At 68.5% G+C, this 14,549-nt stretch carries 13 protein-coding genes; all 13 read right to left on the bottom strand.

What is annotated here, in order from left to right:
• Positions 1-3: 3 nt before the first annotated feature.
• A complete protein-coding gene (locus E9934_RS03460) occupies positions 4-654 on the bottom strand; it encodes a hypothetical protein (protein WP_136561388.1) in 651 nt (216 codons plus the stop codon).
• Positions 651-1,922 (bottom strand): MCE family protein, encoded by a 1,272-nt coding sequence (locus E9934_RS03455; RefSeq protein ID WP_136561387.1) that lies wholly within the window; start codon positions 1,920-1,922, stop codon positions 651-653. Before E9934_RS03455 ends, E9934_RS03460 begins: the two co-directional genes overlap by 4 nt.
• Positions 1,919-3,241, bottom strand: coding sequence for an MCE family protein (locus E9934_RS03450; RefSeq protein ID WP_136561386.1), 1,323 nt, complete (start codon positions 3,239-3,241; stop codon positions 1,919-1,921). Before E9934_RS03450 ends, E9934_RS03455 begins: the two co-directional genes overlap by 4 nt.
• Positions 3,241-4,464, bottom strand: a complete 1,224-nt coding sequence (locus E9934_RS03445; RefSeq protein ID WP_136561385.1) for an MCE family protein — start codon at positions 4,462-4,464, stop codon at positions 3,241-3,243. The genes E9934_RS03450 and E9934_RS03445 overlap by 1 nt, the downstream gene beginning before the upstream one ends.
• A gap of 14 nt (positions 4,465-4,478) precedes the next feature.
• The gene (locus E9934_RS03440) at positions 4,479-5,459 is read right to left on the bottom strand and encodes an MCE family protein (RefSeq protein ID WP_136561384.1); all 981 of its coding nucleotides are present in this window, start codon (positions 5,457-5,459) and stop codon (positions 4,479-4,481) included.
• 7 nt (positions 5,460-5,466) lie between these two features.
• A complete protein-coding gene (locus E9934_RS03435; RefSeq protein ID WP_136561383.1) occupies positions 5,467-6,585 on the bottom strand; it encodes an MCE family protein in 1,119 nt (372 codons plus the stop codon).
• Positions 6,582-7,910, bottom strand: coding sequence for an MCE family protein (locus tag E9934_RS03430; RefSeq protein WP_136561382.1), 1,329 nt, complete (start codon positions 7,908-7,910; stop codon positions 6,582-6,584). Before E9934_RS03430 ends, E9934_RS03435 begins: the two co-directional genes overlap by 4 nt.
• 6 nt (positions 7,911-7,916) lie before the next feature.
• A complete protein-coding gene (locus E9934_RS03425; protein ID WP_136561381.1) occupies positions 7,917-8,753 on the bottom strand; it encodes an MlaE family ABC transporter permease in 837 nt (278 codons plus the stop codon).
• Positions 8,753-9,475, bottom strand: a complete 723-nt coding sequence (locus E9934_RS03420) for an MlaE family ABC transporter permease (RefSeq protein ID WP_136561524.1) — start codon at positions 9,473-9,475, stop codon at positions 8,753-8,755. Before E9934_RS03420 ends, E9934_RS03425 begins: the two co-directional genes overlap by 1 nt.
• A gap of 175 nt (positions 9,476-9,650) precedes the next feature.
• Positions 9,651-10,943: an MFS transporter gene (locus E9934_RS03415; RefSeq protein ID WP_136561380.1), complete on the bottom strand. Its 1,293-nt coding sequence runs from the start codon at positions 10,941-10,943 to the stop codon at positions 9,651-9,653.
• Positions 10,940-13,069, bottom strand: coding sequence for an excinuclease ABC subunit UvrB (gene uvrB / locus E9934_RS03410; RefSeq protein WP_136561379.1), 2,130 nt, complete (start codon positions 13,067-13,069; stop codon positions 10,940-10,942). The genes E9934_RS03415 and uvrB overlap by 4 nt, the downstream gene beginning before the upstream one ends.
• A 47-nt stretch (positions 13,070-13,116) precedes the next feature.
• Positions 13,117-13,653, bottom strand: coding sequence for a carboxymuconolactone decarboxylase family protein (locus E9934_RS03405; RefSeq protein WP_136561378.1), 537 nt, complete (start codon positions 13,651-13,653; stop codon positions 13,117-13,119).
• Positions 13,650-14,543 carry an SDR family oxidoreductase gene (locus E9934_RS03400; RefSeq protein ID WP_136561377.1) on the bottom strand — a complete coding sequence of 298 codons (894 nt, stop codon included), beginning with the start codon at positions 14,541-14,543 and terminating at the stop codon, positions 13,650-13,652. The genes E9934_RS03405 and E9934_RS03400 overlap by 4 nt, the downstream gene beginning before the upstream one ends.
• Between the last annotated feature and the right edge of the window lie 6 nt (positions 14,544-14,549).

The following is a 14,549-nucleotide window of genomic DNA, read 5'->3' as shown; positions in this document are numbered from 1 at the left end:
TTCTCAGCCCAGCTCGACGAACTGGAGGTCGTTGGCCAGCCAGTCGTCGCCGTCGCGGACCAGCTGGACCTGGATCCGGTAGTTGACCGACTCCTCCTCGAACTTCGTGGTCTTGTTCTTCACCGTGCCCGAGGTCGCGACGATCACGGTCGCCGAGTCGTCGTCGCCGGCGACCAGCCCGCTCCAGACCACGGCCGAGACCATGGTCGACTTCGCCTTGACAGCCAGCTCCTCGAGCTCGGCCGCCCCCTTGTCGTACTGCTCCTGGAAGTCGCCCGTGGCGAGGGATCGGACCACGTCCATCGACGCGGCGGGGTCGGCGTGGTCCAGGTTGGCGAATGCGTCCACCAGGCGGGTGGCAGCGGCGAGCTGCTCGCCGATGCGGTCCTGGTCGGACTCGGGAGCCTGGTCGACCGCCTCGACCACGCCTCGTCCGACGTCGACGCCCTCACCCGGACGCTCGGCGGACGCCTTCTCACCGCTCCAGAAGTCCGCTGTCCAGAACTTCACGTCGACGTCGTCGTGGCGCAGCAGCACACCGAGGAAGACCGCCACGCAGGCCAGCGCCACCGTCGCGACGTAGAGACCGACGTTGAGCCGGATCCGGCTGCGCTCGTCGTCGTCGTGTCGAGGTGCTCCGGCTCCTGCCGTCACCGACTCGCCACCGGACCGACCAGCAACCACTTCCACGCATCCCCTCCCAGGACGGACAGGTCCTCCGGCTGGTTCAGCCGCACCGGATTGCCTGCTGCGTCGACCAGCCCCGGAACCTCACCGGTGGACGGGTCGTAGACGCCACTGTAGACGCGCCCGTTGGACGCCTTGTTGTTGCGTACGCCGGGGGCGTACTTGCTGCCCCGCATCGAGTACGGCGCGCCAGCGGTGCAGCTGACCTCGGCGGCGACCGCGTCGGTGAGGTCCTGCGTCGAGCGCCACTGCTCGGGAGGCACGTAGCCCTGGGTGCACGGCGGGACGCTGTAGTCGAACTGCAGGTTGACGTGGCCCCACCCGTCCGCCGTGCTGCCCGTGGGACCGCCGGAGATCAGCGCCGGATAGGTCACGAGGAGCTGCTCGATGCCGTCGAGCTCGCTCACGAGCACCTGCCCGACACCCACCAGGTCGCCGAGCAGGACCGGGATCGTCGGCTCCAGCTCACGCAGCAGCCGGGTGACGGCGCGCGCGGCACCCGGAGTCTCGCTCAGGACCGTCCGCAGGGCGCCGTCGCTGCGCCGCAGCGCGGACGTGATCGTCGCGAGGTCGGACGCGAAGCGGCGGATGTTCTCCTTCTGGCCGCGCTGGGTCCGCAGGACGGTCAGGCCGTTGTCGAGCAGCGCGATGGTCTCGTCGGTGTGCTCGCTCGCCTCCGCGATGAAGGCCGAGCCGCCGTCGAGGAGCCGCTGGAGGTCCTGCCCGGTGTCGGTGAACATCAGGCCGAGCTCCTTGACGACGTTCTGGAGCGCTTCCTTGTCGACCGACTGGACGAACTTGTTGATGTCGACCAGGAGGTCACCCTCGTCGACCGGGAGCGAGGAGTCGTCACCGACGTAGTGGGCGCCGTCCTCGGCGTAGGGCCCGTCCTTGCTCTCCGGCTGGAAGTCGAGGTACTGCTCCCCCACGGCCGAGAGGTTGTGCACGTACATCGTCGCGTCGAGCGGCAGCTCGGTGCCGGGCTTGAGCTCGATCGACAGGTCGACGCCCTCACCCGTGGCGTCCATCCGGGAGACCTTGCCGATCTTGACGCCGCGGTAGGTCACCTCGCTCCCCTCGAACAACCCGCCGGACCCGGGGAGGCTCGCCGTCACCGAGATCTGCCGGCCGGTGACCTTGTCGACCACGCCCAGGTAGGCAGCGGTGATGTAGGTGATCCCGACCGCGCTCATGACGACGAAGGCCATCAGTCGGATCCGCACTCCGCGCGTCATGCGACACCCCCCAGCAGGGTCTCCGTGCTGGTGGCGCCATAGGACGTCGGCCGACCCAGCAGACCGCCCAACAGGCCGCCGAGCAGGCCGTCGTCCCCGGTGAGCAGATCGTTGAGATCGATCTCGGGCAGGGCGTTCAGCAGCTTGCAGACCGGGCTGTCGCGCAGCTGCTTGGTCTTGCACTGGTCCTGCAGGTCCTTGAGCAGGTTGATGTCGTTGAGCACCCGCGAGCAGGCGGTGCTCGTCAGCCGGCCGCTCTGCAGGCAGCGGACGACCTGGTTGGCGACATCGGCAAGGTCCGGAAGCTGGATCTCGGGCAGCCCGAGCGACCGGTAGAGATTCTCGAAGTTGATGTCGACGCGGATGATCGTGTCGGCATAGTCGCCCTCGACGATCTTGTTCGCCGCCTGCGGGAACGGGAAGCTGACGAGCAGGTTGAGCCCCGGGGCCAGCTGCTCGTCGGCGGACCGCAGCTTGCGGAGGATCGGGCTGAGGTGGCGCAGGATCTTCAGGATGTCCGACTTGCTCGCGTTGATGACCCGGGTGCCGACCTCGCCCAGCTCGTCGAGCGCACCGAGGACCTCGATCAGCTCGTCGTGCTGGTCGGCGAGGACGTCGATCGCGGGACCGGTGGCGTCGAGTGCCTCACCGATCGTGTCCTTCTCGGCGTTGAGCGTCGCGGTCAGTCGGTTCATCGACTCGAGCGCCTTGATGATGTCGCCCTTCTGCTGGTCGAGGGTGCCCACGACGGAGTCCAGCGAGGACAGGAGGCTCTTGAGCCGGTCCTCGCGGCCCGACATCACCAGGTTGGCCTCCTCGGTGATCTGGCCCAACTGGGCCACACCCCCACCGCTGAGCAGGAAGGACAACGCGCCCAGGACCTCCTCGACCTCCGGGTTCCTGCCGGTCGCTGCCAGCGGGATCGTGTCGCCGTCGGCGAGCTCCCCGACAGGTGCCTGCTCGGTCGGCTCGACGAGAGCGACGTACTTCTCGCCCAGCAGTGAGACCTGGCGGATGTCGGCGATGGTGTTGTCGGGCAGCTCGATGTCGTCGCGGATCAGCAGCGTCACCTTGGCGTTCCAACCGGACCGCTCGACCTCGTCGACCTCGCCGACGACCACGTCGTCGACCATGACGGGCGAGCGCGGCACGACGTTGAGCACGTCCCTGAAGTAGGCGGTGACCTCGTAGGCGTCGTCGGCGTCGACCTCGTGGCCCGGCAGGGGCAGGTCGTAGGCACCGTCGAAGTCGCAGCCCGTCAGCAGGACGGCTCCAGCGAGGAGCGCGACGGCGCTGCGCAGGTGCCGGTGAAGCCGCATCACGATCCACCTCCCAGCAGGTCGTCGACCGACGAGCCGCTGCCGTAGGTCACCTCGGCCGTCTCGGGCACCTTCACGCCCTGGGACGTGTTGGCCTGCTCGGGCAGGTACGACGCGTACTCCGGCGGCAGGAAGGGCAGGCCGGCCAGCAACGGCTCGATCAGCTTCTCCAGGAGGCCGCAGGCAGTGTCCTTGAGGGCGGCGGGCATGGCCGGGTTCTGCTGGACGATCGCGCAGATGAAGCCGTCGGCGTCCCAGACGTTGCCGCCGATGCCGATCCGCGAGCTCTGGGTGCCGCTCACTGGCTCGAAGCCCATGTGCAGGTTGCCCATCGCGACGGGTGCGATCTTGACCGCCGTGTCGATGTTGTCCTTCTCCGAGATGATCGTGTTCATCACCCGGGTCAGCTTCTCGACGTCGGTGACCAGCTTGTCGCGGTTGTCGGTGACGAAACCGCGCACGCTGCCCACCGCGCGGGCCACGGCAGCGACGGCCCGCTGGAGCTCGTCGCTCTCCTCGGCGAGCATCGCCGAGACGCCGGTGAGGTCCCTCATGAAGGCCCGGACGAGCCGGTCGTTGTCGGCGAGGGTCTGGGTGAACTCGGCGAGGTGCGTGACGGTTTCGAACAGCGGACCGGCTCCGTCACCGAAGGTCTCGGCGGCCTCAGCGAGGTCGCGGATCATCTGGTTGCCGCGCCTGCCCTGACCCGAGAACGCCTTCTCGCCGGCCTCGAGCAGATGGTCGAGCGTGCCGTCGGCGTTGACGCCGTTGGGCCCGAGGGCTCGGGTCAGCGACTGGAGGCTGGCGTAGATCCGGTCGAGCTCGACCGGGACGCCGGTCTCCTCGAGCGGGATGTCGGCACCGGTGGCCATCACCTCACCGCCGGTGAAGACGGGCGTGAGCTGGACGAAGCGGTCGGCGACCAGGGTCGGAGTGACGATCACGGCCTTGGCGTCGGCCGGGACGTCGTAGGACGCGTCGTACTCCATGTCGACGCGGACGGAGTTGCCCTCGGGGGTCACCGCCGTCACCTCCCCGACGTTGACACCGAGGATGCGGACGTCGGTGCCCTCGTAGACGCTGACCGCCCGCGGGAAGTGGGCGGTGACGGTCTTCATCTCCGCCGGTGAGCGGAAGACGTTGACGAGGACGGCGACCAGGGCCACCACCCCCAGGACGATGAGCAGGCGGCGGTCGATGCGCTTGATGATCGTGGACACCATGTCGTTGCGCCCCCTCAGCCCGTGAACCCGGGAACGAACTCACCGGTGGGGATGGCCAGCAGGTTCGAGGCGTAGGCGTCGAACCACGGACCGGTGCCGATGATGTTGCTGAGGATGGAGACGTAGGGGCCCAGCGCCGCCAACGTCTCCTTGAGCTTCTTCTCCTTCGAGACGAGGAACGAGAGCAGGCCGTCGACCTCCGTCAACGCGGGCCCGATCTGGGCCTCGTTGTCCTTGACGAGGCCGCGGAGCTCCTGGGCCAGGATGCGTGCGTTGACGAGGAGGTCGTGGACCGACTGCTTGCGCTCGGTCAGCTCCTGGAACACCAGGTCGCTGTTCTTCATCAGGGACACGATGTCCTCGCTGCGGTCCGCGAGGACCTGGGTGACCTCCTGGGAGCTCTCGAACAGCGACTGGATCTCGGCGTCGCGTGAGGCGACCGTGCGCGAGAGCCGGGCGATGCCGTCGAAGGAGGCCTGGATCTCGGGCGCGGCCACGTCGAGGGTGTCCGCGACCGAGCTGAGCGCCTGCGAGAGCTGCTCGGTGTCGATCTCCTCGGTCGTCGTCGTCAGGTCGCTGAACACACCGACGATGTCGTAGGCGGACTGGGTGTTCTCCACCGGGATCGTGCCACCCTCGGCGAGCTGGCCCTCCCCGACGGGCTGCAGGTCGAGGAACTTCTCCCCGAGCAGGTTGAGCACCTCGATGGAGGCCGTGCTGTCCTCCCCGAACTCCACGCCGCCGTCGAGCTCGAACTTGACCTTGACCCGGTCACCGGCCAACGTCACGTCGGTCACGCGACCGACACGGATGCCGCCGACCTGGACGATGTTGCCCTTGTGGATGCCGCTGGCGTCGCTGAACTCGGCGTAGTAGGTCGTGCCGCGGAAGCCGGGGAACTTCCCGAGGTTGAAGGTCGCCGCCGTGATCAGGGCCATCAGCACGAGCGTGATGACCCCGAGGCGGAGGACGCGGGCGTCGCTGGGTCGACTCATCGGATGCTCACCTGTCCTGGCACCGGGGCGCGGTGGAGTGGAAGTCGAACTTCTCGATGTATTCCTGCAGCTCCTTGAGGATCGGCAGGTTCGCGATGATCGGCAGCCGGATCCGGGCAGAGACGCCGCAGACGTAGTAGCTGTACCACGATCCGTAGGTGCCGGTCCGCGTCTGGTCCTGCATCGTCTCGGGCATCCGGTCGAGCAGCTCGGACAGGTTCGCGCGGTTCTCCTTCTTGTTGAGGAGCTTGGCCAGCGAGCGGAGCGCAGCGAGGTCCTCCTTGAGGAGCGGCCGTCCCTGGCGCAGGAAGTCGGCCACCGTCACGGTCAGCTGGGAGATGTTGTCCAGCGACGAGCCGATCGTGTCCCGGTCGCGTGCCAGGTCCTTCATCCAGTCCTTGAGCTCGACGATCAGCGTGCTCAGCTGGTCGTGCCGGGCGTTGACCGTGCCCAGGGTCTCGCTGAGGTTCGTGACGACGTCGCCGATCAGCTGGTCGCGGTCGGCGAGAGCCGTCGTCAGCGATGCCGTGTGGTCGAGCAGGCTCTTGACCGTGCCACCCTCGCCCTGCAGGACCTGGACCAGGTTGAGGCTGAGCTCGTTGACCTGGTCGGGCGTCAGCGCGGCGAAGAGCGGCTTGAAGCCGTCGAACAGCACGGTCAGGTCGAGCGCGGGCTTGGTGTTCTCGATCCGGATGGTCGCGCCGTCCTCGAGCTCGTCGGCGGCGTCGGCCCCGGTGCCCTCCACGAGAGCGAGGTAGCGATCGCCCACCAGGTTGAGGAAGCGGATCTCGGCGCGCGAGGCGGTCGTCATCTCGACCCCCGCATCCACCTTGAAGGTGATCCGCGCCTTCGACCGCTCGTAGTGCTCGACCTTGCTCACCTCTCCGACGCTGACGCCGGCGACGCGTACGTCGTCGCCCTCCTCGAGCATCGTGGCGTTGGCGAAGATCGCGTGGAACTCGTTGCGGTCGCCGAAACCGATGTTGCCCATGATGATCGTCAGCACGCCGGTGACCACGAGCGAGACGGCCGTGAAGACGGCGAGCTTGATCGCGGCGCTGGTGGTGGCGGCGTTGCGGCGGTGACGCAGTTTCGCGACGTCGACCGACCCGGGAGGCTGGCTCATCCGGCGGCCCTCCCCTCGCGCACGACGGGACCGTAGAGCAGCGAGCCGAGGGAGCCGTAGGCCTCCGGGTCCGCGCCGGTCCGGGCGGCGAGCACGGCGTTGACGACCTGCTGGTCCGCCGAGGAGCCGGCGTAGCCGCTGTCGATGCCGCTGGACGTCAGCTTGATCGGGTCGAAGAGCCCCAGCGTCGGCAGCGGCAGGGTCCCGGTGTTCTCGTCGATGTCGGACCCCTGGTCGAGCGGGTGGAAGTCGGCGGGGATCTTGAAGCCGGGCAGGCCGGCGCACCACGGACCGTGACCGACCTCGCCGTACTCCGGGAGGTCTCGCTCGTCGAAGTGGCGGTACTGCGGCTGGAAGAACTCGATGTACTGCTTGACGACATTGCCCTCGAAGGTCTTCGACAGGATCGGCTCGTAGTTGGCCGCCCCGCGAATCAGGCAGGGGAACTCCGGTGAGTACTCCGCGAGGAGGCCGAGGACCGGCTCGGTCACCTCGCCCATCCGGATCAGGTTCTGCTCGTTGGTCTCGAGCACCCGGGTCGCGGTGCGCGCCAGACCGGTCAGGTCGGAGAAGAAGACGTCGAGGTCGGCTGCCTTCTCGGTCAAGGTCTTGCTGGTGACGGTCACGTTGTCGAGGACGTCGAGGAGATCGGGCGCCGCGAGGTCGTAGGCGTCGGCCACCTCGGCCAGCGCAATCAGGTCCTGACGGAGGGTCGGCAGGTGCTCGTCGATGGCGCCGATGTAGTCGCCCAGCTGGTCCATCGTCTCGCCGAGGTTCTCCCCACGCCCCTCCAGCGCCGTGGACACGGCGTGCAGCGTCGCGTTGAGGTCGGCCGGGCGCACCGACCGCAGCAGCGGGAACAGGTCCGCGAGCACTTGGCTCAGCTCGACATTGGTCACGACCCGCTCGGCCGGGATGACGTCACCGTCCCGGAGCGGTCGCGCGGCCTCCCCCTCGGGTGGCGTGAGCGCGACGAACTTCTGACCGAAGAGCGTCGTCGGGAGGATGTGAGCGCCGACGTTGGACGGGATCTCGTCGGCCGCGTCGGGGTCGAGGGCCAGGGTGATCTCCGCCTGCTCGCCGTCCTGGTCGATCTTCTGGACCCGGCCGACGAGCACGCCGTTGATGCGCACGTCGCCGAACTTCGCGAGCTGCAGGCCAGCTCGGTCGGCCTTGACGATCACGGTGGTCTCGCTGGCGAAGGTCTTGTTGTAGATCGCCACCGACAGCCAGATGAGCAGCGCGATGGCCGTCAGGAACGCGACGCCGGCCACCAGCAGGCGACGGTGCTCGCGGGGGGTGTCGTGATGGATGTTGATCAGCATCGGCGCCTACCCCGTGATCCGGACGGTCGTCGTCGAGCCCCAGATCGCGAAGCTGAGGAAGAAGTCGGCCACCACGATGGTCACGATGCTGGTGCGGATCGCGTTGCCGACCGCGCGACCGACCCCGGCCGGTCCTCCGGACGCGGTGTAGCCGTAGTAGCAGTGGATGAGGATCACCGCGACCGCGAGGAACAACAACTTGAAGAACGACCAGATCATGTCGATCGGCGGGAGGAACTGCAGGAAGTAGTGGTCGTAGGTGCCGGCCGACTGTCCATAGATCAGCGTGACGATCAGTCGCGGCGACAGGTAGGACGCACACAGCGCCACGATGTAGAGCGGGATGACGGCGATGAAGGCCGCGATCATCCGGGTGGTCACCAGGAACGGCAGCGACGGGATGCCCATGACCTCGAGCGCGTCGATCTCCTCGGAGATCCGCATCGCGCCGAGCCGGGCGGTGTAGCCGCAGCCGACCGTTGCCGCGAGCGCGATGGCCGAGACCAGTGGCGCGACCTCACGCGTGTTGAAGTAGGCCGAGATGAAGGCCGAGAACTTGGCCACGCCGATCTGGCTGAGCGAGGCGTAGCCCTGGATGCCCACCTCGGTGCCGGCGAAGAAGGCCATGAAGGCGATGACGCCGACCGAGCCGGCGATCAGGCTCAGTCCGCCGGCGCCGAACGCGACCTCCGCGAGCGTGTTGCTGATCTCGCGGGGATAGCGGCGGATGGCCCGAGGGACCCAGGCGAGTGCCTTGACATAGAAGAGCAGTTGGTCGCCGTAGCCCTCGAGGGAGTCGCGACGCGCCTTCGCGGCGCCGGTGACGATCTCGGTCAGTGCCATCACAGACCCACCGGCGGGGAGATCTGGAAGTAGATGGCGGTGATGACCGCGTTGAGGAAGAACAGCGCCATGAACGCGATGATCACGGACTCGTTGACCGCCCGTCCGACGCCGCTGGGCCCGCCTCCGGCGTTGAGGCCCTTGTAGGCGCCGATGATCGCCGCCAACCAGCCGAAGATCAACGCCTTGACCATCGCGATGTAGAGGTCGGGCAAGGACGCGAGGGCCGTGAACGACGACAGGAAGGCACCGGCGGAGCCGCCCTGGACGATGACGGTGAAGAAGTAGCCGCCGCCGATGCCGGTGCCGATGACGATGCCGTTGATCATGAGCGCCACGAACATGGTCGCCACCACCCGGGGCGCGACGAGTCGCTCGAGGGGGTCGATGCCGAGGACCTCCATGGCGTCGATCTCCTCGCGGATCTTGCGGGCACCGAGGTCGGAGCAGATCGCCGAGCCCGCAGCGCCGGCGATGATCATCGCCGCGGCCATGGGTGCGGCCTCGCGGACGGTGGCGAGGACGGCCGTCGCGCCTGCGAACGACTGTGCCCCGAGCTGACCGGTCAGGTTGCCGACCTGCAGCGAGATGACCGCGCCGAAGGGAATCGAGACCATGATCGTCGGCATCAGGGTCACGCTCGTGATGAACCAGGCCTGCTCGAGGAACTCACGGAACTGGAACGGCCGGGTGAAGATGCGCTTGGTGACCTCGACCACCATGACCGCGATCTCCCCTGGGCCGCGGACGACCGAAACGGCGTTGATCGCCACGCCCCGTCTCCTCTCCCATGTGAGCGCTACCCGGGCCTCCCCGCCCGGTTACGGACTGTATTAGAACACGTTCTCATTTTGTGACCAAGGTGACACGGGGACAACGTGCCTCGGACGGTGTTGGTCACGCCGGCGTCGACTCCACCGCGACCATCGTGGACCCGGCCTCGACCTGGTCGCGTCCCACGGCCTGGCGGACGCGTCGCCGCCACCGCAGGACCTGGACGACCCCGAGCCCCCAGAGGAGGTACTGGAAGGCCAGTGCCCACCGGAAGGCCTGTGGCGAGTAGGACGACTCCCCCGGGGTCTGCAGGTCGAGCAGGATGCCGACCGCGACGATCACGATGAGCGAGGAGGTGAAGCCGCCGACGTTGATGATGCCGCTGGCGCTCGCGGTGCGATGGCCGGGATTGCTGGTGCGGGCGACGTCGAAGCCGACCATCGACCCGGGGCCACCGGCACCCACGACCAGCACCAGCACGACCAGCAGCCACAGCGGCGCGTCGCCCGGCCACAGCAGGACGACGGCCCAGGTGGAGGCCATTGCCCCCACGATCACCAGCGTCACGGTGGATCGGTGCCACGGATGCCGGCCGACCAGCCACCCCAACAACGGGCCGTAGCCGAGGTTCGTGAGCACCAGCAGCGAGATCAGGGCGCCCGCCACCGCCTCCGAACGGTGCTCCGCCGCCACGAAGAACGGGAAGCCCCAGAGCAGCCCGAGCAGCGCAGGGCTGAACGGCGTCGAGAAGTGGATCCACAGCCCGAGGCGCGTGCCGGGTTGCGACCAGGAGGCACCCAGGCTCGCCGCGAGCGCGCGAGCCGTCATCGGCACACCCCGCAGGTGCGCGCGGTCCGGTGCGTCGTGCAGCACCAGCCGCAGCGCGACCAGCGCCACCGCGCCCACCACAGCGCTGGCGAGGTAGGCACGCGTCCATCCGAGCTCGCCCAACGCCCACGTCATCGGCGCCGCGGCCGCCAGGGCGCCCAGCTGGCCCAGGTTGCCGGTCAGCTGGCTGACGAGCGGGATCTGCCGGGCGGGGAACCACGACGTCACGAGCCGCAGGACACAGATGAAGGTCATCGCGTCCCCCGCGCCCACGAGGACCCGTGCACCCAGGGCCACCGGATAGCTCTCGGCCAGCGCGAAGGCCGTCTGGCCCAGGCTGACCACGATCACGGCGGACGTCAGGACCGTGCGCGATCCGAACCGGTCCACCATCAGCCCGACCGGAATCTGCATCGAGGCGTAGACCAGCAGCTGAAGCATAGTGAACGACGCCAGCTGGCTGGCGGAGATACCGAAGCGCTCGGACGCCGCGAGACCCGCGACGGCAAGGCTGCTGCGGTGGAACACCGCGAGGCCGTAGAGGAGGAGGCCCACGCTCCAGACGAGGTGGCGTCGGGAGACACTCACTTCGTGGCTGCCACCATCTGCCGCAGCTCCTTCTTCAGCTCCCCGATCTCGTCACGCAGGCGAGCCGCCAGCTCGAACTGCAGCTCCGCGGCGGCCGCCTTCATCTGGTCGGTGAGGTCCTGGATCAGCTGTGCCAGGTCGCTGCTCGGCATCCCTGCCAGCTCAGCAGCGTGTCCACCGATGTCGGTGCTCCGCAACTGCGGGGTGGGCGCCACCTTCGGCTTGACCCCGCCGGCCCGCCCCTTCTGCCCGACGTCGGCCCAGGTCTGCAACAGCTCCTGGGTGGACTCGTCCTCACGGGCGAGCATCTCGGTGATGTCGGCGATCTTCTTGCGCAGCGGCTGCGGATCGATCCCGTTGGCCTCGTTGTAGGCGATCTGCTTCTCGCGCCGCCGGTTGGTCTCGTCGATGGCCGACGCCATCGACGGCGTCACCCTGTCGGCGTACATGTGCACCTCGCCCGAGACGTTGCGGGCCGCGCGCCCGATCGTCTGGATGAGGGACTTGTCGGAGCGGAGGAAGCCCTCCTTGTCGGCGTCCAGGATCGACACCAGCGACACCTCGGGGAGGTCCAGGCCCTCCCGGAGCAGGTTGATGCCGACGAGGACGTCATAGAGCCCCAGGCGCAGGTCCCGCAGCAGCTCGATCCGCTTCAGGGTGTCGACCTCGGAGTGCAGGTAGCGCGTGCGGATGCCGGCATCGAGCAGGTAGTCGGTGAGGTCCTCCGACATCTTCTTGGTCAAGGTCGTCACCAGGACCCGCTCCTCCCGCTCGGCGCGAGCCCGGATCTCGTCGATCAGGTCGTCGATCTGGCCCTTGGTCGGCTTGATGACGACCTGCGGGTCGACGAGTCCCGTCGGCCGGATGATCTGCTCGACGACGTCACCGCGCACCTTGTCGAGCTCGTAGTCGCCGGGCGTCGCGGACAGATAGACCGTCTGACCGATGCGGTCCAGGAACTCCTCCCACCGCAGTGGCCGGTTGTCCATGGCGCTCGGCAGCCGGAACCCGTGCTCGACCAGGTTGCGCTTGCGCGACATGTCGCCCTCGTACATCCCGCCGATCTGCGGTACGGCGACGTGCGACTCGTCGACGACGAGCAGGAAGTCCTCGGGGAAGTAGTCGATCAGCGTGTTGGGCGCGCTGCCACGGCTGCGGCCGTCCATGTGCATCGAGTAGTTCTCGATGCCGGAGCAGGACCCCACCTGTCGCATCATCTCGATGTCATAGGTCGTGCGCATCCGCAGCCGCTGCGCCTCGAGCATCTTGCCCTGGCGCTCGAACGTCTCCAGCTGCTCGGCGAGCTCGGCCTCGATGCCCCGGATGGCGCGCTCCATCCGCTCCGGGCCCGCGATGTAGTGGCTCGCCGGGAAGACGTAGAGCTCCTGGTCCTCGGTGAGCACCTCACCGGTGACCGGGTGGAGCGTCATCAGCCGCTCGATCTCGTCGCCGAAGAACTCGATCCGGACCGCCATCTCCTCGTAGACGGGAAAGATCTCGAGGGTGTCGCCACGGACGCGGAAGGTGCCGCGCGTGAACGCGAGGTCGTTGCGGGTGTATTGGATCTCCACCAGGCGCCGCAGCACCGAGTCGCGGTCGTGCTCCTCGCCGACCCGGAGCCTCAGCATGCGGTCGACGTACTCCTGCGGGGTGCCGAGACCGTAGATGCAGGAGACGGTCGACACCACGATGACGTCGCGCCGGGTGAGCAGGCTGTTGGTCGCGGAGTGCCGGAGCCGCTCGACCTCCTCGTTGATCGAGGAGTCCTTCTCGATGTAGGTGTCGGTCTGGGGGACGTAGGCCTCGGGCTGGTAGTAGTCGTAGTAGGAGACGAAGTACTCCACCGCGTTGTCCGGGAACAGTTGCCGCAGCTCGTTGGCGAACTGGGCGGCCAGGGTCTTGTTGGGCTGCAGCACCAGCATCGGCCGCTGCACCTGCTCGGCGACCCAGGCCACCGTCGCGGTCTTGCCCGTGCCCGTCGCCCCCAGCAGCACGATGTCCTGGACGCCGTCGCCCAGCCGCTTCGAGATCTCCTTGATGGCGGCCGGCTGGTCACCGGACGGAGAGTAGTCGGACTGGACGTGGAAGGGCGCGACACGACGTTCGAGATCGGTGACCGGGCGCATGGTGGCAGCCTACGAGGGAGCGCCGACATCACCGGAGCGGAGGCGGATCAGCGGGAGCGGTCCGGCTGCACGCGCAGCACGTGCAGCGCTGTCGCGAGCATGGCGTAGTGCCCCACCAGCATGACCATCTCGATCCGTTCGCGATCGTCGAAGTGGTCCCCCAGCTCGGCCCACAGCGGATCGGAGACGTCCTGGTCCACGATCAGCTCGTCCGTCACCGCGAGCAGCAACCGCTCCCGGGCCGAGAAGCCGGCTCCCCGGCCACCGGACTCGATCTCGGCGATCTCGTCCCCGGAGAGGCCCGCGCGGCGACCGAGTCTCCGGTGCTGGGTCAGCTCGTACGTCGATCCGCGGCGGCTCGCCACTCGCAGGATCACCAGCTCCGACTCGCGGCGCGAGAGCCGACCGCCCGGCATCAGGCGTCCGGCGAAGTGCAGCCAGCCCCAGAACAGCCGACGGTGGCGACCCAGGGTCAGGAAGACGGCAGGCGGCTCGGTGCCCTGCACCCGACCCGCGATCCGGGCGAGACCAGCGACGGCGGGTCCGACCTCCCGCCAACCGCCCGGCTGGATCCGGGCGGTCACGACGGCTCCGGGCGTCGCGCCCGGTCCACCGCCGGCAGCACCCGGTTGGCGCCGTAGTTGAAGACCCGCATCGCCAGCGCGTAGCCGGGCGGGAAGTAGCGCTGCAGCCAGTGCACGAGTCGGATGTCAGCCGAGGTGTAGACCCAGTAGCGGTTGCGCAGCGCGCCCTTCCACAGGGCTGCCGCCGCCTGCTCGGGCGACACCGCTCGCCGCTGGAATGCCTTGCGCGCCCGCACGAACGAGCGGCTCTGCTGATCGATGCCGGCGATCCGGATGGTCTCGACCAGCCCCGTGTCGACGCCGCCCGGGCACACCAGGCTGACGCCGATCCGGTGGCGCCGGAGGTCGTAGCGCAGCACCTCGGACACACCCCGGATCCCGAACTTGGTGGCGCTGTAGGCCGCATGCCACGGCATCGCGATGATGCCGGCGGCCGACGACACGTTCACCAGTTGACCGCCACGTCCGGCGTCGATCATGGCCGGCACGAACTCCTCGATCACGTGGATCGGACCCATCAGGTTGACGTCGACGAGACGCTGCCAGTGCTCGGGCTCGAGGCTGCGGACGGTGCCCCAGATCGCGATCCCGGCCACATTGGCCACCACGTCCATCGCGCCGGCCTGCGCGGTGACGGTCTCGGCGAGGCGGCGCACCTGCGCGTGGTCGGAGACGTCGGCGGGCTCAGCGGTCACGACGGTGCCGCCGCGGGCCCGGATGCCGTCGGCGACCTCGGCGAGCAGGTCGGCTTGCAGGTCCGTGAGGTGCAGCAGCGCGCCGCGCTCGGCGGCGTACTCGGCAACGGCTCGACCGATACCGCTGGCGGCGCCGGTCACGAGCACCTGCTTCCCGGTCAGGTCACGGACAGGTGCGCGGAACCACATGGACATCGGCCT

Origin of the sequence: Nocardioides caeni (genome assembly GCF_004912195.1) — a bacterium.
Taxonomy (GTDB): Bacteria; Actinomycetota; Actinomycetes; order Propionibacteriales; family Nocardioidaceae; genus Nocardioides; species Nocardioides caeni.
The sequence above is the reverse complement of the archived record's forward strand: the minus strand, read 5'-3'. Positions and strand labels throughout refer to the sequence as shown.